Annotated in this window: 23 protein-coding genes and 1 riboswitch; of the genes, 9 read left to right on the top strand and 14 right to left on the bottom strand. The window is 51.8% G+C overall.

Features of this window, described 5'->3' with window-relative positions; all coding sequences use genetic code 11:
* Positions 1-66: 66 nt before the first annotated feature.
* A complete protein-coding gene (locus ACI6NM_RS00115) occupies positions 67-1,254 on the bottom strand; it encodes a DUF3798 domain-containing protein (protein WP_158359950.1) in 1,188 nt (395 codons plus the stop codon).
* Positions 1,255-1,324: 70 nt separating this feature from the next.
* A complete protein-coding gene (gene pepD / locus ACI6NM_RS00110; protein ID WP_022272160.1) occupies positions 1,325-2,788 on the bottom strand; it encodes a beta-Ala-His dipeptidase in 1,464 nt (487 codons plus the stop codon).
* Positions 2,789-3,064: 276 nt separating this feature from the next.
* Here pepD and ACI6NM_RS00105 point away from each other — a divergent pair, with 276 nt between their 5' ends.
* Positions 3,065-3,760 (top strand): GntR family transcriptional regulator, encoded by a 696-nt coding sequence (locus ACI6NM_RS00105; protein WP_262426927.1) that lies wholly within the window; start codon positions 3,065-3,067, stop codon positions 3,758-3,760.
* 245 nt (positions 3,761-4,005) lie between these two features.
* Here ACI6NM_RS00105 and ACI6NM_RS00100 read toward each other — a convergent pair whose 3' ends face one another.
* Both ACI6NM_RS00100 and ACI6NM_RS00095 read right to left on the bottom strand, forming a co-directional pair.
* Entirely contained in the window at positions 4,006-4,800 is a 795-nt protein-coding gene (locus ACI6NM_RS00100) for an ABC transporter permease (RefSeq protein WP_262426926.1), read from the bottom strand.
* 29 nt (positions 4,801-4,829) lie between these two features.
* Complete coding sequence (locus ACI6NM_RS00095; RefSeq protein ID WP_022272172.1) at positions 4,830-5,591, bottom strand: ABC transporter ATP-binding protein; 762 nt, start codon at positions 5,589-5,591, stop codon at positions 4,830-4,832.
* 242 nt (positions 5,592-5,833) lie between these two features.
* Between ACI6NM_RS00095 and ACI6NM_RS00090 the strand changes: the two genes are divergently transcribed.
* The gene (locus ACI6NM_RS00090; RefSeq protein ID WP_022272173.1) at positions 5,834-6,106 is read left to right on the top strand and encodes a nucleotidyltransferase domain-containing protein; all 273 of its coding nucleotides are present in this window, start codon (positions 5,834-5,836) and stop codon (positions 6,104-6,106) included.
* Positions 6,087-6,497, top strand: coding sequence for an HI0074 family nucleotidyltransferase substrate-binding subunit (locus ACI6NM_RS00085; RefSeq protein WP_262426925.1), 411 nt, complete (start codon positions 6,087-6,089; stop codon positions 6,495-6,497). Before ACI6NM_RS00090 ends, ACI6NM_RS00085 begins: the two co-directional genes overlap by 20 nt.
* Before the next feature lie 109 nt (positions 6,498-6,606).
* On the opposite strand, the gene ACI6NM_RS00080 is transcribed toward ACI6NM_RS00085, so the two are convergent.
* A complete protein-coding gene (locus ACI6NM_RS00080; protein ID WP_158359961.1) occupies positions 6,607-6,945 on the bottom strand; it encodes a DUF3870 domain-containing protein in 339 nt (112 codons plus the stop codon).
* Between the two features lie 300 nt (positions 6,946-7,245).
* Here ACI6NM_RS00080 and ACI6NM_RS00075 point away from each other — a divergent pair, with 300 nt between their 5' ends.
* Positions 7,246-8,178: a DUF4392 domain-containing protein gene (locus ACI6NM_RS00075; RefSeq protein ID WP_262426924.1), complete on the top strand. Its 933-nt coding sequence runs from the start codon at positions 7,246-7,248 to the stop codon at positions 8,176-8,178.
* Positions 8,179-8,249: 71 nt separating this feature from the next.
* Here the strand turns inward: ACI6NM_RS00075 and leuD are convergent, their stop codons facing one another.
* Both leuD and leuC read right to left on the bottom strand, forming a co-directional pair.
* Positions 8,250-8,741 carry a 3-isopropylmalate dehydratase small subunit gene (gene leuD / locus ACI6NM_RS00070; protein ID WP_022273957.1) on the bottom strand — a complete coding sequence of 164 codons (492 nt, stop codon included), beginning with the start codon at positions 8,739-8,741 and terminating at the stop codon, positions 8,250-8,252.
* 12 nt (positions 8,742-8,753) lie between these two features.
* The gene (gene leuC, locus ACI6NM_RS00065) at positions 8,754-10,019 is read right to left on the bottom strand and encodes a 3-isopropylmalate dehydratase large subunit (RefSeq protein WP_262426923.1); all 1,266 of its coding nucleotides are present in this window, start codon (positions 10,017-10,019) and stop codon (positions 8,754-8,756) included.
* 107 nt (positions 10,020-10,126) lie between these two features.
* On the opposite strand from leuC, the gene ACI6NM_RS00060 reads away from it, so the two are divergent.
* Positions 10,127-11,020 carry a LysR family transcriptional regulator gene (locus ACI6NM_RS00060; protein WP_215653143.1) on the top strand — a complete coding sequence of 298 codons (894 nt, stop codon included), beginning with the start codon at positions 10,127-10,129 and terminating at the stop codon, positions 11,018-11,020.
* Here ACI6NM_RS00060 and nudC read toward each other — a convergent pair.
* A complete protein-coding gene (gene nudC / locus ACI6NM_RS00055; RefSeq protein WP_262426922.1) occupies positions 11,004-11,888 on the bottom strand; it encodes an NAD(+) diphosphatase in 885 nt (294 codons plus the stop codon). The genes ACI6NM_RS00060 and nudC overlap by 17 nt on opposite strands.
* 190 nt (positions 11,889-12,078) lie before the next feature.
* On the opposite strand from nudC, the gene queA reads away from it, so the two are divergent.
* The 4 genes from queA (at position 12,079) to metA (ending at position 16,965) form a co-directional block, all read left to right on the top strand.
* Entirely contained in the window at positions 12,079-13,116 is a 1,038-nt protein-coding gene (gene queA, locus ACI6NM_RS00050; protein WP_262426921.1) for a tRNA preQ1(34) S-adenosylmethionine ribosyltransferase-isomerase QueA, read from the top strand.
* 130 nt (positions 13,117-13,246) lie between these two features.
* Positions 13,247-14,077: a pseudouridine synthase gene (locus ACI6NM_RS00045; protein ID WP_262426920.1), complete on the top strand. Its 831-nt coding sequence runs from the start codon at positions 13,247-13,249 to the stop codon at positions 14,075-14,077.
* The gene (ligA, locus tag ACI6NM_RS00040; protein ID WP_262426919.1) at positions 14,070-16,043 is read left to right on the top strand and encodes an NAD-dependent DNA ligase LigA; all 1,974 of its coding nucleotides are present in this window, start codon (positions 14,070-14,072) and stop codon (positions 16,041-16,043) included. The genes ACI6NM_RS00045 and ligA overlap by 8 nt, the downstream gene beginning before the upstream one ends.
* Positions 16,033-16,965 (top strand): homoserine O-acetyltransferase MetA, encoded by a 933-nt coding sequence (gene metA / locus ACI6NM_RS00035; RefSeq protein ID WP_158359970.1) that lies wholly within the window; start codon positions 16,033-16,035, stop codon positions 16,963-16,965. Before ligA ends, metA begins: the two co-directional genes overlap by 11 nt.
* Positions 16,966-17,029: 64 nt before the next feature.
* Here metA and ACI6NM_RS00030 read toward each other — a convergent pair whose 3' ends face one another.
* The 6 genes from ACI6NM_RS00030 to ACI6NM_RS00005 are packed head-to-tail and all read right to left on the bottom strand — an operon-like array spanning position 17,030 to position 21,122.
* Positions 17,030-17,467 (bottom strand): hypothetical protein, encoded by a 438-nt coding sequence (locus ACI6NM_RS00030; protein ID WP_158359972.1) that lies wholly within the window; start codon positions 17,465-17,467, stop codon positions 17,030-17,032.
* A gap of 1 nt (position 17,468) precedes the next feature.
* Entirely contained in the window at positions 17,469-17,738 is a 270-nt protein-coding gene (locus ACI6NM_RS00025; protein WP_022273948.1) for a hypothetical protein, read from the bottom strand.
* 60 nt (positions 17,739-17,798) lie between these two features.
* On the bottom strand, positions 17,799-18,557 hold the full coding sequence (locus ACI6NM_RS00020) for a TatD family hydrolase (RefSeq protein ID WP_262426918.1): 759 nt from the start codon (positions 18,555-18,557) through the stop codon (positions 17,799-17,801).
* Positions 18,544-19,299: an ABC transporter ATP-binding protein gene (locus ACI6NM_RS00015; RefSeq protein WP_262426917.1), complete on the bottom strand. Its 756-nt coding sequence runs from the start codon at positions 19,297-19,299 to the stop codon at positions 18,544-18,546. Before ACI6NM_RS00015 ends, ACI6NM_RS00020 begins: the two co-directional genes overlap by 14 nt.
* A gap of 5 nt (positions 19,300-19,304) precedes the next feature.
* Positions 19,305-20,336, bottom strand: a complete 1,032-nt coding sequence (locus ACI6NM_RS00010) for an ABC transporter substrate-binding protein (RefSeq protein ID WP_262426916.1) — start codon at positions 20,334-20,336, stop codon at positions 19,305-19,307.
* 30 nt (positions 20,337-20,366) lie between these two features.
* Positions 20,367-21,122, bottom strand: coding sequence for an ABC transporter permease (locus ACI6NM_RS00005; protein WP_262426915.1), 756 nt, complete (start codon positions 21,120-21,122; stop codon positions 20,367-20,369).
* Positions 21,123-21,174: 52 nt separating this feature from the next.
* Positions 21,175-21,279: riboswitch (TPP riboswitch) on the bottom strand.
* Positions 21,280-21,354: the final 75 nt, after the last annotated feature.

Here is a 21,354-nt window from a genome sequence, read left to right as displayed (position 1 = left end):
CATTGTAGCAAGGAAAAGATTAGATGCCGCAGTTTAGCGGCGTCTAATCCCTTTCCCATTTTCTTTTTACAGCTGAATGAACTTTCCTAATACGACAAAGAAATTATCATAGCTGGTTCCTGTTTCAATATCAGTATATTTGCGTACACTGACATCTCCGCCTGCAAATTCGGAAAAAATTTCTGTAAATTTATCCAGATCTGCCCGTTCCGTAAACTCGCCGTTGCAATATTCCATTGCATATTCTACTGCCCCTTCAATGAACATAGTGTGCATCGGTGCGCTCCATGCGCCCATCCGGCCGCTCATATCATTCTCTGCAAGCTTTGTGCTGATCTGCTCCTGCATGAAGGAAACGTCGCCCTTTTTATCTTCTGGAACTTCAATCCCTAAAGCCCCCGGGAAAGCGTAAAAAACGCTTGGATTATCTGGAAGGGGATAAATTGCTTTGGACTCAAAAACAGCTTTACACATAGGTTCCTGCTGCCCTGCATTAGTTCCAAAGAAAGCCGTATTCTCGCCATACTCTGCCACCTTACGCGGCACATCCTCTAATATATACTGCTGTGTTGCAGCAATTCCTGCGTCACCCTGGGGATCTGGAGAAGTTCCATCAACAAAAGTCAGTCCCAGCTCCTCACACTTTGCCTTCATATTATCATGTCTTGCAATATTTAGTGGCTGAGCCATATGGCGCGGGAAAGAGTAGTGGACTACTGTTGTTGCTCCCATTTCTGCTGCGGCCTCTGCCACCATAGTACCCATCTCTGCCACATCTGGATGAAATACTAAATCCGCTGCAGCACAGATCACATCTGGTGCCTCATTGGGTACGCCTGCCAGAAGCAAAATGTCTGGCCGCTTTTCCCGTACCTTTTCCATTGCAGCTGCCGTACCTTCCATCGCCGTATTACAGATAATTGCTTTTACATCAGGATCTGCTGCCATGGAAAGAGCGATTGAAATAGTGGTCTCCTGTTCACTGGACGCTTTATCCGGAAAAGTCTGGTGGATAATACGGTCTCCATATTTTTCCTTCACAGACTCTGCGGCCCGGTATTCCTCCTCTGCCTGGGATACGGTAGAAGTTAAAATACCAATTTTAAAATTCTCCTCTCCTTCTGTCGCTACGCTCTCTGCCTGAGTTTCCGAAGCTCCAGCTGCCTCTGTACTGCTTTCTTTCGGAGTGCTTCCACAGCCTGCCAGAGATACCGCCATTACTGCCGCCAACATTACTGCCAACCTCTTTCTCATTGTTTTTCCTCCTTTTAATTATACATTAAATTATTTTATTCCTATGAAAATGGAACCCCATTTCATTGTTTTAATATTCAAGCATTTCCTTTAAAGTGAGGCAAAGCATTTCCCATTCCTTCTGGATAGTACTCACCATAACGCTTTCTTTTGGCGTATGGGCTCCGGTAATCTGTGTGCCGGAGCATACGATATCTGCATCTGGAAACTGTTTAAAAAATGTTCCACATTCATTTCCACCATGAGATACCTCTACTACCATTTTCTTTCCATATCGTTTTTCAAAAACTTTCTGAACCAAACTGCTTAAACGGTTATCAGCTTTGTACTCCCACTCTGGAGAATCAGATTCCACTAAAAAATCCGCACCGAAAGCCCTTGCAAGACGCCTATTCTTTTCCACTATGTACCGCTTCTTACTTTCCAAACCACTTCGATAATTAACCCGGACAGTAATCTCCTCCCCTTCTGTTGATATGGTCCCAACATTGCCACTTGTTTCTGCAACACCAGGAACTTCCATGTTCATTGCAATTAATCCACTATCAATATTCATCAAAAAGTCAAGCACTCTCTCCGTTCCTGCCTGATCAAAGCAATCGTCTGCATTTCCTACTTCCTCAGAAATAACTGTAACTTCCGGATCACTTACCTTAAATTCCTTTTTTAATATATTTTCCCATCTCTCAATGAGTACTTTCCATTCATTCCTCTTTTTTTCCTCGACAGCCACAACAGCTTCAGCCTCGCGACAAATTGCATTGGTCTGAAGTCCACCGGAAATCCATGAAAGCTGAGCTCCCAGTTCATTTTCTGCGTCCACAAGAATTCTTGTTATAATCACATTGGCGTTTCCCCTTTCCTTCGTGATATCCAATCCACTGTGCCCGCCTTTCAAACCGCGAATCTTTAATTTCATACACACCATACTATCTTTCAATGGCCCTCTAGCTGCTTTCAATTTCATCCGGACCACAGAGGACCCCGCGCAACCCACTACGATTCCTTCATCACTGCAATCCAGGTTAAGAATCACTCTTCCTTTTATTCTGGAAAAATCAAGAGCTTTTATCCCACTCATTCCTGCTTCCTCATCAGCAGTAAAAACAACCTCTAATGCTGGATGGGGAATCTCCTTTGATTCCAGAACACACATAGCAAAAGCAAGACCCGTGGCATTATCTGCGCCTAACGTAGTTCCATCTGCATAAATACGATCCCCATCCCGCATAATCCGAATAGGATCCTTTTTGAAATCATGAACTGTATCGGCATTTTTTTCACAGACCATATCCAAATGAGCCTGAAGGACTACAGTAGGAGCATTTTCATATCCAGAAGTAGCTGGTTTCTTAATAATAAGATTATTGGTTTTATCCTGATAGGTTTCCAGCCCCAGTTTTTTACAGAATGTGTAGATATAATCACTGATCGCCTTCTCGTTTTTTGAACCATGGGGAATCTCGCTCAATTCACTGAATACTTCAAATACACGCTTTGGTTCTAAGCCTTCCAGACACTTCGCTGTTGCCATATAATTTCTCCTTTCCTGCTTCACTCTTTACCCTTTATTTTGTCTGATATATTTCATCTTGTATTCATTGTTGTATATATCAGATTATAGACATATTACGACATTATGTCAATGCAAATATGTGTACTAACCATATTTTTGTGTATGATTATAGAATTTTATTATAATTTTTTATCAATTTTGACTAAAACTCGATTTTCTCCGCCAAAATATTGCAACCACCTCAAAAATATGCTAAGATTTTATCGTATACAACACACAGGGAAGTAAAAACATATGCCAAAAACCAATTTAAAGACATTGGCCTATCACCATATCCGCCAGAAAATCATTACCTGCGAATATGCACCAGGCGCTTTTTTAAACGAAGAGATGTTAACTGAAGATATGAATCTAAGCCGGACCCCGGTCCGGGACGCTCTAAGCCGCCTGGAACAGGAGGGCCTGATTCAGATCCGATCCAAGCGTGGAATTATGGTTACACCACTTTCTGTCAGAGAAATAAATATGATATATGAAATGAGACTGCTTTATGAGCCTTATGCTCTCCTGAATTACGGGACCCTTCTCCCCCAGGAATCACTAACCGAGTTTTATCATATTTTCTCACACAAAAATTCAGATACTGAATGTTTTCAGAACAATGACTATTTTTACGATCTGGATTCCCGTTTCCACTTAATGATTATTGAAACCTGTCCTAACATCTATATACACCGGTCCTACCGCCTCATTCACGCCCAGGATACCAGACTCCGATACATGACGGGAAATGTTTCCAATAATCGCCTGGAAGAAACCTTCCGGGAGCATCTTGCCATCATCGTCCCTTGCCTCCAGGGGAATTGGGAGAAAGCCGCAGAGAAAATGGTGCTGCACATTGAGGAATCAAAGAAATCCGCTTTTCACTTGATTTTTGAGAACTCTGCTGACTCCATTCATTTACAAAAAATACCCCCGGCTTTCTTATAGCTGCAACCGAAAGGACGGTGACGAACTAACATCTTCCAAGCCATCATACATGCGGCTTAGCACATGGTGTTTTCAACCGTCGATATCAATGATTCGATACCATCCGCCTTTAATATACAGTTCTCCCACTATTTACTCAGAAACATTCTGGATTTATACCTGTTGGAAACATGTGCTGGCAGACAGACTGTCAAAACCCCGGCGGGCCCATTCTTCACAGAACGGGTGCCGCCGGGGCTGATCTTTTATCTTTCTGCCCGCCGCTCCGCCAGGGCGATCCCCTGGTACATAAGGGCTGCCAGGATACAGAGGATCACAATGGACATGAGTACCAGGTCCAGTTTAAATACCTGGCTCCCATAAATGATCAGATATCCCAGCCCAAGCCGGGCCGCCAGAAACTCTCCGATGATCACTCCCACCAGGCAGAGCCCCACGTTTACCTTCATATTGCTGATGATCAGAGGGACAGATCCGGGAAGAAGGACCTTAAACAGGATCTCCCTCTTCCCTCCCCCCAGGGATCGGATCAGACGGGCCTGGTCCGGGTCCATGGACATAAATCCGTTGTGGAGCGTTAAAATAGAGCCGAATACGGCCACCGAAACGGCGGCCGCCACAATAGTCCTCATGCTGCTCCCCAGCCAGACAATGAGGATCGGGGCCAGGGCCGATTTGGGGAGGCTGTTTAACATCACCAGATAGGGATCCAGGATCTCTGCCAGGCTTTTACTGGACCAGAGGGCCACGGCCCCAAGGATCCCCACCGCAGTTACAAAGAAAAAACTCACCAGAGTCTCCAGGATGGTGACTCCGGTGTGTAAAAAAATGCTTCCATCCAGCACCATGGAGAAAAAACAGCGGACGATGCGGGATGGAGAGCTGAAAATAAAAGCATTGATCACACCGGTCCTGGCGCAGGCCTCCCAGAGGACCAGGACCGAAAGGAAAAGAAAGAGCCGGGCCAGGACCACCATCTGGCGGCGGCGCAGCTGTCTTGCCACAAATTCCTGCTGGGCCAGGGTTTCATGCGTTTTCATGAGACACCTCCAAATCACTGGGATCGTTCCTATTCTTTCAGAATCTTCCACACCTCATTAAAATAAACGGAAAATTCCGGAAAATTTCTTCTTTTCAATGGACTATCCGCTTCTTTGGGAAACGTAATAGAAATGGTATCTTTGATACGGCCGGGGCGGCGGGTCAGGATAAGGATCCGGTCCGCTGCGCTCACAGCCTCTGAAAGATCGTGTGTAATAAGAACTGCCGTCTTTTTCCGGCTGCGGATGATGGTGCTGATATCGTCGCAGACCGTGAGCCTGGTCTGGTAGTCCAGGGCCGAAAATGGTTCGTCTAACAGCAAAAGATCCGGCTCCAGGGCCAGGGTCCGTATGAGGGCCGCCCGCTGGCGCATGCCGCCGGAAAGCTCCGAGGGCCTGGCTTCGGCAAAGTTTCCAAGGCCATAAGCCTTAAGAAGCTCTTCCACCTTTTTTTCATGGTCTGGATCCATCTTTTTCTGGATCTCCAGCCCCAGACAGGCATTGGAGCGTATCGTCCTCCACTCAAAAAGATGATCCTTCTGGAGCATGTAGCCGATCCTGGTATCTCCTTCCAAAACCGGCTGGCCATCCAGAAGGATCCTGCCGGAATCCGGCTTTAAAAGGCCGCAGATCAGGGACAGCAGTGTGGATTTCCCACAGCCCGACGGCCCCACCACTGCCAGAAATTCTCCTGTCTGCACCTGAAAGGACAGATCGGAAAGAGCCTCCGTCTCCCCCTCCATCGTATGGTAGGAATAGCATAAATGACTGACTTCCAGCTTGGGAATCATGGACCACCTCTGAACATCTTCTGTTTCTATCAGAATATGCCGCCTGCGCTCCGGGCGTGAATCCGGCATTTCTGGCCGTAAAAAGCCGGATGCCCCGGCCCTGGACCCATCGTATTTTTATTAGGTATTGTATCGAAGGCTCTGTATATTGTATAATATCCATCATGAGACAGGGCATAAAAGACAGGTCCAGACATGGCTCCGGGCATATATAAAGCCATGTGGAAGAGAGGGGTGGTCTTATGACGGTTGCAGAAATATTACAGGAAATCGTGAAGATCGGCCGTAGATACCAGGCCAGAGAGGTGGTCTTATTCGGTTCCAGGGCAAAGGGAACCGCTGCTGAACGAAGCGATATCGACATTGCGATCTCCGGATGCAGGGACTTCGACCGGTGCAGGGATGAGATCGACGACATTCCTACCCTGTATTCCATCGATGTTGTAAACATGGATACCTGTGCAAACGAACTGTTAATGGAGGATATCAGAAAATATGGAAGAAAGATTTTATAAGAGATATGAAAGCTTTAAACGTTCCCTGGATGCACTTGCAGAGGCAAGGCAGAGAGATATGAGCGATTCCTTTGTCCTCAGCGGCACAACGGCAAAATTCAGCATTGCCATGAATCTGGCCTGGAAGGTGATGAAGGATATCATCGTAGGCTACTATGAGATCACAGATTTTGTGACAGGCTCCCCAAAAGAAGTGCTGAAAAAAGCATTCCAGGCAAAGCTGATCAGCGACGACACATGGCTGGAAATGCTCCGGACCAGGAATGAGCTGGCCCATGATTATGATGGAGCGATCATTAAAAGCGCCTGTATGACCATCATTGGAAGGTATCTGGATCTGTTTTATGATTTTCGTAATACCGTAGATGAGCTGCTGAAGGAATCTCTATGATCCGATGTTCTGGCCGTAAAAGCCGGATGCCCCGGCCCTGGACCGGCGGCCAGAAAACTCTCCGGTGGTCTTTCCCGCCAGGGAGAAGGCCAGTCTGATCCATCCCGGCTCACCGGCCGCCCTGACGCGGCCCCTGGCAGGCCATCATGTACCGGTTATGGGCATCCTTCATACAGGCGATCAGAGGCTTCTGGGTCAGGGCAAAGTACCGTTCCTTTATCTCCCTCTCCAAAACTTCTGTATCAGTCCTCAGGTTTTTCCCCACGAACATGGACGCCACAAAGTTCTTTGTGACTGAAAGGATCGTATTGCAGTCCACGTCCAGGATCCTTCCCGTGTCCCTTTCCACCACCAGGCTGATGTAAAATTCCCCATGAAGATTATAAATGGCGTCCTCCCGGCTGGGCTTGGCCTGGCCTACCACCAGGACCGTATTTTCTGCATACACCGTTCTGCTCCCCCTTTTTTCCGTTTTCTTCCGGCTCCATCCGTTTCCCGGAGCCGTATTCCCCTCCTCATTTTACTATAAACCTGCTGCCTTTGTAAATCCCGGAAGCCTTGACTTTTCCCCCGTTATAGGCTAAGATGGTCTTAACAGATAACGATTCTTTTATTTAAAGGGACTCCTGCCCGGATGCTCCCTCCTTAAGTAAGAGCCATGAATCTCAACGGGATACGTGGGTCTTTTTTTATTGCCCTTAAGGGCCGGATCCTGCGTATCCGCGAATTTTCCATGGAGGATCAAAAAATGAATTTCTATCACCAGCTGGATGCGATCATGAAGCAGGACATGGGAGGCCGGGGCCTTCTTGCGTCCCTTCCGGAAAATCCCATCAAAAAAGCAGCCGAATCCTTAAGACATGCCGCCCGTGTCATCCTTTTAACGGGCTTTCCCGTCCGCATGGAGGACGGCGGCTGTATCGGAGAGACCGACGGCCCCTCCGGCACCGCCAACCTGGCCTTTGCCTTTACCCAGGCCGGAGCCCAGGTCCTGGTGGTCACAGACCGGGCCTCCTACCATCTCCTGGAGGAAGCCCTCTCCTACCGGGCTCCCAAGGCGGCCCTTTCCATGATCCCTGAGGACGCATCCGGGGACTTCATAAGAGACTGCATCCGCTTCTTCCGTCCCACCCATTTTATCAGCCTGGAGCGGCCTGGAAAGGCTCTGGACGGTCACTACCACAACATGCGCGGCGAGACCATCGACGACATGATCACCGACTCTGCCCTGTTCCTGTCCGAAGCCCGCGCCTTCGGGGCAGAGACCATCTCCATCGGTGACGGCGGCAATGAAATGGGCATGGGCACCTACCGCCATGAGATCGAGGCCCATGTTCCCTGCGGAAAGCTGATCTGTGCCAGCGAGGCGGCAGATATCACCCTGGCCAGCGGCGTATCCAACTGGTGGAGCTGGGGGATCGCGGCCCTTCTTTCCCTGCAGGCCGGCCTGTATCTCCTTCCCACCGAATCCCAGGAGGCCGAGCTGCTCCACCGGGTGGTGGAGGCCGGCGGCGTGGACGGGTGCACAAAGGAACACACGGAGACCGTGGATCACTTATCCCTGGCCGTCCATCTTTCAGTGCTCCGCTCCGTCTCCCAGGCCCTTACGGCCCAGATGGAAGAAAACAGCCAGGCATCTGTATTTTTCAGCTCCGTAAGCGCCCGCCCGGTGCAGGCGTAACGTGCCGGACGGCCCGCTGCGGGATCTCTCCTGCGGCGGGCCGTCCGGCCTTTTTCTGTCTTTTTATATTCCTATTCCGCTCCGGCGTTGATATAATTCACAAGGCCTCCGGCGGCAATGATCTTCTGCATGAACGGAGGGAACGCCTGTCCCTCGTAGGACTCATCCTTCGTCCTGTTGTGGATGATCCCGCGGTCAAAATCCACCTCCACCTGGTCGCCGTCCCGGATGGCCGCAGCGGCTTCCGGACACTCGATGATGGGAAGGCCGATATTGATGGCATTGCGGTAAAAGATCCTGGCAAAGGTCTCGGCAATGACACAGCTGACGCCGGCGCACTTGATGGCTAACGGCGCGTGCTCCCTGGAGGAGCCGCAGCCGAAATTTTTCTCCGCCACGATGATGTCCCCAGGCTGTACCTTATGGATAAACTCCTTATCGATGTCCTCCATGCAATGCTTCGCCAGCTCCTCTCCGGTGGTGGCGTTTAAATACCGGGCCGGGATGATCACATCCGTATCCACGTTGTCTCCATATTTAAATACTCTTCCTTCTGCCTGCATGCTGCATCCCTCCTATAAACCAAGCTCCCACGGGGCAGAGATCCTTCCAGTTACCGCGCTGGCCGCCGCCACTGCGGGACCTGCCAGGTACACCTCCGACTCCACATGGCCCATACGTCCCACAAAGTTCCGGTTGGTGGTGGAAACACACCGCTCTCCCGCTGCCAGAACGCCCATATAGCCGCCCAGACAGGGGCCGCAGGTGGGAGTGCTCACCACAGCGCCGGCTTCGATAAAGATCTCTAAAAGACCTTCCCGCATGGCCTGGAGGTAAATGGACTGGGTGGCCGGGATCACGATGCAGCGGACATTTTTTGCCACCTTCCGCCCCTTTAAGATCTCTGCCGCCTGACGGATATCCTGGATCCGGCCGTTGGTACAGGAGCCGATGACCACCTGGTCGATCTTCACCTCTTCAAAGTTTCCCATTTCCTTTGTGTTCTCCGGAAGATGGGGGAAGGCCACAGTGGGCTTTAATGCAGCCAGGTCGATGGTATACACCGCGTCATAAACCGCGTCCTCATCGGCCTCGTATACAGTATACGGCCGGTCTCCGTGTTCTTTGATATACTGGACCGTCGTCTCATCCACCGGGAAGATCCCGTTCTTTCCTCCTGCCTCGATGGCCATGTTGCAGATGGTGAGCCGGTCGTCCATGGTCAGATGCTTCACGCCGTCCCCGGTGAACTCCATGGATTTATAAAGAGCGCCGTCCACTCCGATCATACCGATGATATGGAGGATCACGTCTTTTCCGCTGACCCATTTGGAGGGCTTTCCCGTAAGGACGAATTTTAAGGCAGACGGCACTTTAAACCAGGCCTTTCCCGTGACCATGCCAGCCGCCATGTCAGTACTCCCCACTCCGGTGGAGAAGGCTCCCAGGGCTCCATAGGTACACGTATGGGAATCGGCGCCGATCACCGCATCCCCGGCAGTCACCAGTCCCTTTTCCGGCAGGAGTGCATGCTCGATGCCCATGTCTCCCACGTCAAAATAGTTGGTGATCCCGTGAACATTGGCAAAATCCCGGCAGCATTTGCAGTTTTCTGCCGATTTTATATCTTTATTGGGGATAAAATGATCCATGACCAGGGCGATCTTTTCCTTATCAAAAACAGTCTGGTCCTTCATTTTCTTCATTTCATTGATGGCCACGGGAGATGTGATATCATTTCCCAGCACCAGATCCAGCCCTGCCTCGATCAGCTGGCCTGCCTTTACCTCTGGAAGCCCCGCATGGGCGGCCAGGATTTTTTGCGTCATTGTCATTCCCATCTGGAATCTCTCCTCTCGTTTGGAACTGCCTGTTGACATTTTAGCATGGGATTCACTATAATAGAAATACATAATATGAATGTTAAATATGAAATGGAGTTATAAATATGGAGCAGCATCTGTCTCAATACCGTATATTTTATGAAGTGGCCCGGTGCGGCAATATCTCCCGGGCTGCAAAAGAACTGTATATCAGCCAGCCGGCCATCAGCAAGGCCATTGGAAAGCTGGAGGAAAGCCTGGGGACCCGGCTTTTTCTCAGAAATTCCCGGGGCGTCCAGCTCACCCCCGAGGGAAACGTGCTCTTCCAGCATGTGGCCGCTGCCTTTGATTCCTTAAGCCGTGGGGAAAAGGAATTAAAGCGGATCCATGATTTCCACATCGGCCAGTTAAAGATCGGCGTCAGCAATACCCTGTGCAAATACGTTCTCTTACCTTATTTAAAGAGCTTTGTGGAAAAATATCCCCATGTGAACATCACCATCGAAAGCCAGTCCACCGCCCATACCCTGGAGATGCTGGAGGCCCGGAAGATCGACATCGGACTGGTGGCAGAGCCCAGGGCCAGAAGAGGATTGAATTTCACTCCTGTCATGGAGATCCACGACGGCTTCGTCTGTACCCCCGCCTATATGGAAAACCTGACCCTGCGGGAGGGACCGGCCCCGGATATCTTCAAAACGGGAAATATCATGCTCCTGGACCGCAGCAACATGAGCAGGAAGCACCTGGATACCTACCTGTCTGACCGGGACATCGAGGTAAACCAGCTTCTGGAGGTGACCGACATGGCCCTCCTGATCGAATTCGCCCGCATCGGTCTGGGCATCGCCTGCGTGATCCTGGATTTTGTCTCCGACGATCTGAAAAACGGGACCCTCATGGAGGTCCCGCTGGATGCGCCGATCCCAAGGCGGGTCATCGGCTTTGCCTGCCCGCCCCAGGACCAGTCCCAGACCTTAAGAGAGTTTCTGGCCTTCTGCTCTACTCCCCAGGCCTGATACCGGTGGCTTCATAAAATTTTTCCATGCTGCCGTACTTAAAGACCATCTTCAGTTCGCTTCCGATGCTGTTTAACATGGTCTCGTCCGGCACCTGGTCTCTGTGGTACCATCCTGCCTCCGAAAGCTCGTCCTCCTGGAGACGGATGGTATCGTCTCCGTCCAGCTCTGCGAAAAATCCGATCATCTCCGTATCGGAAAAAGCCCAGGGCTGGCTCTTATAGTAACGGATATTTTTTACCTTCAGCCCCACTTCTTCCATGACCTCCCGGCGCACTGTATCCTCAAAGGTCTCTCCGATCTCCACAAAACCGGCGATCAGCGCATAGCCCCGGTACGGGTTATTGCTGACCCGGTATCTGGACAGGATGATCCTGTCTCCGTCTGTAATGGCCACGATCACAGCCGGGCAGATCTTGGGGTATTCCGTCTGGCCGCAGAAGGGGCAGACCACCGCCCGCTCCGTTTTACTGTCCTCGGTCTCATGGCCGCAGCGGCCGCAGAACCTCCGGCTCTCCTTCCACCGGTGGAGCTGGGTGGCTGTGATCCCGGCAAAGGCCTGGTACATGGGCGTCATTTTCCGGAACACCGGGGTAGGACAGAATTCATACCCGTCCTCTTCTCCCTGGAGCATTTCCCGCACATAATAATACCCCGTTCCGTCGATGGCAAACAGATAATACGCCTTCATTTTCAGCCGCACCTTTTCCATGGGGAAATCTGAAAATCTGGGGATCTCATAATTTCCATCCTCTGCTTTTCTTAAGAGCGTTTTATTGCTCTTCATATATAATACGTAATCTTCGTCCCTGGCCTCCGGCTGGCGGAAGGACAGGTCAAACCTGTGTTCTCCAATATCCTGGATCATAGCAGCCTCTCCTTTTTTCATCGTTGTACAAGCCCAGAGGGCATACGCCCATACTAAAAAATATCATACGCCATGAAGCGGGTTTTGTCAAATCCGGCAGCCGCATAAGTTTTCTTTCCTTTTCTTGCTTTTCGTTTTTCATTCTGGTACAATGAGGCAGAGCGATTTTTTACGGGAGAAGGTGCATACCATGAATGTAACAGATTTCAATTTTGAATTACCCCAGGAGCTGATCGCCCAGGATCCTTTAGAGGACCGGGCTGCATCCAGGCTCCTTGTATTAAATAAGGAAACGGGAAATATCAGCCACCGGCATTTCCGGGATATCAGGCAGTATTTAAAAAAGGGAGACTGTCTTGTCATCAATGACACAAAGGTGATCCCGGCCCGTCTCATCGGCCATAAGGTGGGAACCGACGCAAAGATCGAGGTCCTGCTATTAAAGAGAAAAAGCGACAATGTCTGGGAGACGCTGGTAAAGCCGGGGAAAAAGATGAAGGAGGGCGCAGAGGTCTCCTTCGGAGACGGCCTTTTAAAGGGAACGGTCGTGGGCATTGTGGACGAGGGCAACCGCCTGATCCAGTTTGAATACGACGGGATCTTTGAGGAGATCCTGGACCAGCTGGGACAGATGCCCCTGCCGCCCTACATCACCCACCAGTTAAAGGATAAAAGCCGCTATCAGACGGTCTATGCAAAGCACGACGGCTCTGCAGCCGCTCCCACTGCCGGTCTCCACTTTACCCAGGAGCTCCTTCAGGAGATCCAGGATATGGGCGTCACCATTGCCCATGTGACCCTCCATGTGGGTCTGGGAACCTTCCGGCCCGTAAAGGTGGACACCATCGAGGAGCACCACATGCATTCGGAGTTTTATGTGGTAGAGGAGGAAGAGGCAAAAAAGATCAACGACACGAAGAAAAACGGCGGCCGCGTGATCTGTGTGGGCACCACCAGCTGCCGTACCCTGGAGTCTGCCACCGGTGAGGACGGGATCTTAAAGGCCGGAAGCGGCTGGACCGATATCTTCATCTACCCGGGATACCGTTTTAAGATCCTGGACTGCCTGATCACCAATTTCCACCTTCCGGAATCGACCCTGGTGATGCTGGTCTCCGCCCTGGCCGGACGGGAGCACATCTTAAACGCATACCAGGAAGCCATAAAAGAGCGGTATCGTTTCTTCAGCTTTGGCGACGCCATGTTCATTACCAATGATCCTGTCTAAGCCTTTCACGCCCTGCGCCGGAAACGGCGGGTCCGGCAGGCCCGTCCCAGGCGGCGGGGCGTTTTCCATCCCAGGCCATGGGATCACAGCAGGATACAGCACTTATGAATCAGAAAAAGGAGGATCATCAATGGAGGAAGCCATTCGTCTTAATAAATATCTCAGTGACGCCGGAGTCTGCTCCCGGCGGGAGGCAGACCGTCTCATTGAAGCCGGAAAGGTGCTGGTGGACGGCCAGACTGCGTCCATGGGCATGAAGGTAGCTCCCGGCCAGACTGTGGTCTGTGACGGAAAGACCGTAGGCGGAAAGGACAAGCCTGTATTCCTGGCGGTCAACAAGCCCAGGGGGATCGTGTGTACCACCTCTGACAAGGACCAGGCTGAAAATATCGTGGAATTTTTAAATTATCCCCAGCGGATCTACCCGGTGGGCCGTCTGGACAAGGACTCCGAAGGACTCCTCTTAATGACAAACCAGGGGGACATTGTGAATAAGATCCTCCGGGGCGGGAATAACCATGAAAAAGAGTATGCCGTAGCTGTCAACCATCCGGTGACAGAGGAATTTCTCCAGAAAATGCGCGAAGGCGTATGGATCGAAGACCTGGCCGTAAAGACAAAGCCCTGCAAGGCCTGGAAGACCGGCCCCTATACCTTCCATATCATACTGACCCAGGGCCTAAACCGGCAGATCCGCCGTATGTGCCGGGCCCTGGATTTCCATGTAAAGCACTTAAAGCGGGTGCGGATCATGAACATCACCCTGGGCGGACTGGAACGGGGCCAGTACCGGGAGCTGACGGAGGCAGAGGTGGCGGAGATCCGCCGCCTGGTGAAGGACTCCACCAATCTTCCCATGCAGGCAGCCATGGCCGGGAAACCGGCCAGCATGACCAGAAGACCCGCGGATCCCGCCAGGAGGCCGGCTGCCAGACAGGAAAGGAGGGACCGAAATGGATGATCGGTTAAAACGGATGAAGGAGCTGGCCGGTGTCCTTTCTGAAGCGTCCAGAGCCTATTACCAGGAAAGCCGGGAGCTGATGAGCAACCTGGAGTATGACCGGCTGTACGACGAGCTCTTGAGGCTGGAGGAGGAGACTGGCACAGTTTTTGCCGGAAGCCCTACCCAGAAGGTAGGCTATGAGGTCTTAAGCGAGCTCCCCAGGGAGCGTCATGAAAAGCCCATGCTTTCCCTTAATAAGACAAAGAGTGTGGATGAGTTAAAAGAATGGCTGGGAAACCAGACAGGCCTCCTTTCCTGGAAAATGGACGGCCTCACCGTGGTGCTCACTTACGAAAACGGTGTCTTATCCAAGGCAGTTACCAGAGGCAATGGCGAGATCGGGGAGGTGATCACCGGAAACGCCAGGACCTTTGTGAACCTTCCCATGTCCATCCCGTACAAGGAACGGCTGATCCTGCGGGGGGAAGCCGTCATCACCTATCCAGATTTTGAAAAACTCAACGCCTCCATCGCAGACGCAGACGCCAGGTATAAAAATCCCCGGAATCTGTGCAGCGGCTCTGTCCGTCAGTTAAACAGCGCCGTCACCGCCAGCCGGAACGTCCGTTTCATGGCCTTTTCCCTGGTACAGGCCGATGGCGTGGATTTTAAGAACTCCCGGAAGGAGCAGTTTTTATGGCTGGCTTCCATGGGCTTTGAGACTGTGGAGTTTGTGGAGGTGACCCCGGAGACCCTGGAGGCGGCAGTAGAAGATTTCAGCCGCCGGATCGGGGACAACGACATCCCCTCCGACGGCCTGGTGCTTCTCTATGACGATATCGCCTACGGCGCATCCCTGGGCCGCACCGCCAAATTCCCCAGAGACTCCATTGCCTTTAAGTGGGCGGACGAGCTCCAGGAGACCACCCTCTCCTATATTGAATGGAGCGCCTCCCGGACGGGACTTATCAATCCGGTGGCCGTATTCCAGCCAGTGGAGCTGGAGGGGACCACCGTAAGCCGGGCCAGTGTCCACAACCTCAGTATCATGGAGGGGCTGGAGCTGGGAGCCGGAGACCGGATCACCGTTTATAAGGCCAATATGATCATCCCCCAGATCGCCGATAACCTGACCCGCAGCGGCGTCAGGGATATCCCCGCCCACTGTCCCGTCTGCGGAGGGGCAACAGAGATCCGCAGTGTCAATGATATAAAATCCCTGTACTGTACCAACCCGGACTGCCAGGCCAAAAAGATCAAGGCCTTCGATCTTTTCGTCAGCCGGGATGCTTTAAATATCGACGGCCTTTCAGAAATGACCCTGGAAAAATTCATTGCCGCCGGGTTCATCCACGAATTTGCCGATATCTTCCATCTGGACCATCACCGGGACGCCATTGTCACCATGGAGGGCTTCGGGGAAAAATCCTATGAAAACCTGGTACAGGCCGCAGAAAACGCCTCCCATACCACGCTCCCGCGGCTGATCTACGGCCTGGGCATCGCAGGCATCGGCCTGGCCAACGCCAAAATGATCTGCCGTCATTTCCGCTTTGACCTGGACGCCATGCGCAGGGCCGACGCTGAGGAGCTATGTGCCATCGACGGCATCGGAGCCGTCCTGGCAGACGCCTGGGTGGGATACTTTAAGGATCAGAAAAACAATGAAAGCCTGGACCGGCTTTTAAAGGAACTGACCCTGGAGGACGGCCCGGAGGAGGCAGCGGACGGGCCTCTGGCAGGAAAAACCTTCGTGATCACAGGCTCTGTGACCCATTTTGCCAACCGGAAGGCCCTCCAGGAACGGATCGAGGCCCTGGGAGGAAAGGCCACGGGCTCTGTGACTTCCAAAACCAGCTACCTGATCAACAACGATGTGACATCAAATTCAGCAAAAAATAAGAAAGCCAGAGAGCTGGGGATCCCCATTCTCTCAGAGGAAGATTTTCTTAAGATGACCGAGGAAGACGACCATGCCCATTAAAATTCAGAACGATCTGCCCGCGCGGGCCATACTGGAAAGCGAAAATGTATTTATCATGGATGAGGCCAGGGCCTCCAGTCAGGATATCCGTCCTCTGGAGATCCTGATCCTGAATCTGATGCCCTTAAAGGAGGACACAGAGACCCAGCTTTTAAGGGCCTTATCCAACACCCCCTTACAGGTGGAATGTACGTATATGATCATGTCCACCCACGAATCCACCCACACCTCCGCCAGCCACTTAAATAAATTTTATGTGACCTTCCAGGATGTAAAAAACCGCCGCTTCGACGGTATGATCATTACCGGAGCGCCGGTGGAGCTGATGGAATATGAGGAGGTCAATTACTGGGAGGAATTAAAGACAGTCATGGAATGGAGCCGGTCCCATGTGACCTCCACCATGCACCTGTGCTGGGGCGCCCAGGCTGGGCTTTACTACCACTATGGGATCCCCAAATATAAAAGGGAGGAAAAGCTGTCGGGCATCTACACCCACAGGACTCTGGACCGGAAGGTCCCCCTGATGCGGAGCTTTGACGATACCTTTCACTGCCCCCATTCCCGATACACTGAGGTCCGGGAGGAGGATATCCTGAAGCACCCGGAACTTAAGATCCTTGCCCGCTCCGAGGAAGCCGGAGTCTTTCTTGTGATGAACCGGGACGGAAGCCAGATCTTCGTCCAGGGCCATCCCGAATACGACCGCATGACCTTAAACGCCGAGTATCACAGGGATCTGAACCGCGGACTGGATCCAGCTCTTCCCAGGAATTATTACGACCATGACGATCCCTTCTCCATCCCTCCCTTGACCTGGAGAAATATGGCCAATACCCTGTACTGCAACTGGCTGAACTTCTACGTTTACCAGGTGACGCCTTACGATCTGTATAAGGAGCCGTCTCCGGAAGTGATCTAGCGGTTTCCAGAATCATAAAAGCTGCCTGCTCCTCCGTAATATGGAGGGTCAGGCAGCTTTTATTTTATATACACTCTTTATCCCGTTTTTGTTCATAGATCTCTTTCAGATCATCAATGGCCATCTCAACATCAAGCGTATGGAAACCAGGCCAGCATTCATTCATGGTTTCCGCATCGGCGGCCTTATATATTTCATTACTGCACTCCCCTGTATAATAATGCCAGTAGCGGTACGTATATCCGCTCCAGTACATTACCTCCATAGAGTAAGATATGCCCGTCTTTTTAAGTCCTCCAACTTCGTCATTCAGCTCCTCAAGAATATATTCCTCGCCTGCCCACTGCATCCGGTCATAAACATCATCCAGGGCCGCCGCAACTTTACTATTCATAAAAGCTTCTATAAAAAATGGGCAATCATATCCAGCTTTCAGAGCAAGTTCAAATAATCGTCCTTGTATATCACAAAGCTGGCGCTTTTCAAGTGTAAGTTTTTCCATTCTATTCACCCGCTTTTAATATTTCGTCAAAAAACATGCCGTCACGACGATACTTCCGGCAGATCTCATCTGCCATTGCGATTCCCTTTGAACGGTTGGCTTCACTCTCCTGCTTCAGTTTTTTGCGATCATCCTCCGTAAGTTTCTGTTCATCAAGAATCCCACGGATTCCCGATTTTGAGCCATGATAAAGCGTTACGATTTCATTTGTTCTGATCATATGATTCTCTTCCGCCCGAGTCATCTCTTTTATGGTTACGGAGTTTTTCATGGCAGTCCCCTCCAGCAGCAGTATACGATTGGAACACTCTGATTGTAGCACATGAGAGAATCAAAGACAACACAACTCCCCCAGAAATCCACAGACCAGATTGTCAAAAACCAGCTCTTCCATGGCCTTCAAAGACACGGCTCTGATCTCTGCCATCGTGCGGACTGTGTTCTCCAGCGCTTCTGAAACTGTTCCCGGAGCCGTCCGCTTCCCATCCTCTGGCCCGTTCTCATAGGCCCACTGTACCGCTCCCAGCCCGTCCGTTTCCACCAGGATCCGGTCCCTGGGGACCCGCCTTGCCGCCTGTGCCACCGCGGGATTCCACCACGCATCCGGTCCCACAGAAAAGTAGCAGTCCAGAGCCAGATACTCCTCCAGATATTCCTCACAGGAATACCAATGTACAAGATACCGATTCGGATACTCCTTCAGAATGGAGGCAATGGCCTTTTCCTGGCCTTTGGTATGGAGGACCACCGGCTTTTTAAGGGAACAGGCCATGGCCAGCTGTTCTCTGAATACCCGCTCCTGGATCGGAAGGGGCACCTGGCACCAGACGCTGTCCATACCGATCTCGCCAACCACCGGGCACCGCCGGATATATGGCTCCATATCCTGAACCGTATACTGGTCTGCATACCAGGGATGGAGCCCGGCAGTGGGGATCACGGCTCTCCCCTTAAGCCATTCCAGCCTGGAAAACAGCTTCCCGGCTTCCTCCGGCCCTGTGGCGCAGATCAGGGAAAGGATCCCCTTTCCGGTCCGCTCCTCCCATTCTGTATCGTTCCCCAGATGGGCATGGGCATCACAAAGCAGCATTTCCCTTTCTCTCCTTTCCCATGATCCGTCCATGGATCTCCCGGCGCAGCTCTCCCTGTCCATAAAGCCAGTCCCGGTCCCTCTGGGTCTCACAGACAGAAATCTCCCCGTGGATCCCTGCCGGAGCCGTGTTCAGGATCAGGATCCGGTCGGATAAATAGATGGCCTCATCCATATCATGGGTCACCAGGACCACCGTTTTTCCCAGCTCCTTTCTCATGGCCAGGAGCCAGTCCTGCATTTCTCCCCTGGTGATCACATCCAGGGCTCCAAAGGGCTCGTCCAGAAGAAGGATGTCCGCGCTGCAGAGGGCCGTTCTCAAAAAGGCGGCCCGCTGGCGCATCCCGCCGGAAAGAGAGGCAGGATAGCTGTCTTCATACCCCTCCAGACCAAATACAGGAAAATATTCCCTGGCCCGCTCCCGCATTTCCTCCAGAGAGCCGTGGATCCGTCCGTACAGGCACACATTGTCCAGGATGGTCTTCCAGGGAAACAGAAGATCGTTCTGGGGCATATAGGCAAAATGACTTGAAAGCCCCCGGATCTCTTCTCCATCCACCAGGATCCTCCCGCGATCAGGCGAAAGGATCCCGGTCAGAAGCTTCAGGACCGTAGACTTTCCGCAGCCCGACGGCCCCAGAAGGCTGACAAACTCTCCCTCTGCCACGCCGAAGGAAATATCCTCCAGAACCTGCCTTTCCCCATAGGAAAAAGACAGGCCGGAAATCTCCAGCTTCATCATTTTCTTTACTCCTTATCTGGAAGAAATTCATTGGTATAGCACTCAGCCGCCGGGATTGCCTCCTGGATGACACCGTACTCCACCATAAATTCCGTATAATTATCCCATACCCGGTCCTTCATCTCTCCCCAGCGGTCCGCATCCTCCGCATATTTGTCTGCCAGGTACTTCTGGGACATGGTGAGCATTTCCAGGGAATAATCCGGAGCATATTTATGAAGGATCTCTGCGCTCTCCTCCGGTTTTTCCATGGCAAATCCATATCCCCTGGAGGTGGCAGCCAGGAATTTCTTCACCATCTCCGGCTTCTCCTCCAGGACCTGATTCCCTGCAATGATCACCGGCGTATAATAATCCAGCCGCTCGTCCAGATCCCGTACCGGCATATAGCTGATGGGGAAATCATTGAGTTCACATTTCACACTGTCCCACGCCTCGTAGAACCACATGATATCCACCTTATCCTTTAGGGCCTCAAACCCAGAGCCATCGGAGATCACCAGGTTCAGCTTTGAAAAATCGGCTCCAGCCTGGGTCATGACCGCCTTTAATACGGCTTCCTCTCCCGGGCCGCCCCAGCCTGCATACGTTTTCCCCTCAAAATCCTTTGGAGAATGGATCCCCTTATCTTTGTAAGCCGCAAAGCCCGAGGTATTATGCTGGATCACTGCCGCGATGGCCTTAATGGGAAGCGGATCCTCGGACGTTAAGGCAACGGTCACATCCTCCTGGTAGCTGATCCCGAAATCGCCTTTTCCCACAGCCACCAGAGAAGCCGTAGCCCCTTCTGTCGGTTCCACAATATTCACCTTCAGTCCTTCTTCCTCATAATATCCCTGGTCCAGGGCCACATACATGCCTGTATGATTGGTGTTTGCCACATAATCCAGGATCACGGTCACCTCTTCCAGCTCCGCCTTTTCCGAAGCTCCCCCTGCTGTCTCACTTTCTCCTTTTTTTCCACAGCCTCCCAGGACCATGGATACTGCCAGGGCACAGGCCGCTGCAGCCGCAAGATTCCTTTTCATCTTTCTCATTGTCTTCTCCTCCAGTTTTTATGTTCTATATTACCGCTGTTTTCTCAGATACGGCATTCCCAGGTACTGGTACAGCCGGATGAGTCCATTCATGCACAGGCTTAAAAAAATGATCACTGCCACACAGGCAAACACCTTATCCAGCATATAGCCGTTTTTCACCCGCAGAAGGTAATAGCCCAGCCCTTCCTGGGAGCCGATCCACTCTCCCACCACCGCTCCGCTGATGCTGTATGTGGCCGCCACCTTAAGTCCCGAAAGAAGCGCCGGCACTGCCGCCGGGATCTTCACCAGACAATAGGTTTTCCATTGTCCTGCCCCGTAGGACCGGACCAGATGCACATATTCCGCATCCACCTGGCTCAGTCCATCGGAAAAGCTCACCGCCACCGGGAAAAAGCACATTAAAACCACTGTCAGGATCTTGGGAGCAGCGCCGAAGCCCATATAAATGATGAAAATTGGCGCCAGAACGATCATGGGCACCGTCTGTGTCACCACCAGGACCGGATAAAGTCCCTGGCGGATCATTGGAAAGCAGTCCATAAGGACCCCCAGCGCCAGGGCCAGGACCAGGGAAATGGCCACGCCTGCCAGGGCTTCTGCCACTGTTACCCGGGCATGCAGCGCCAGCACAGGCAGTTCCTGTACCAGGGTTTCCGCCACCTGGACTGGCGACGGCAGCACATATAGGGGGATCCCAAAGATCCGTACCGCCCCCTCCCAGAGGACCAGGAGGCCCAGAATGAAGAAAGCCGGCATCAGCCTTTCCGATGTCTGTTTCATACAAATTTTCTCCTTTTCCATTAAAAAAAGACCGCCGGATAACGGCAGTCAGTCAGGCATACGCTTATGTCCCTACGTTGGCATTATCCAAATCAGGTTATGGGTCGAAATTCACAATTTCCTCTCAGCCTGTATACAGGCTCCCCTTGTTATGAATCATATTTTTACATCTGGAACTGATTATAGCACGGAATCCAGCCTTACGCAACGGCAAAGTTCAAAAGACGGAACC

The sequence above is a fragment of the Pilosibacter sp. YYHA0881 genome, assembly GCF_051602715.1.
GTDB lineage: Bacteria > Bacillota > Clostridia > Lachnospirales > Lachnospiraceae > Alitiscatomonas > Alitiscatomonas aceti.
Note: the sequence above shows the minus strand (reverse complement) of the source record. Positions and strands in the feature narration are given on the sequence as shown.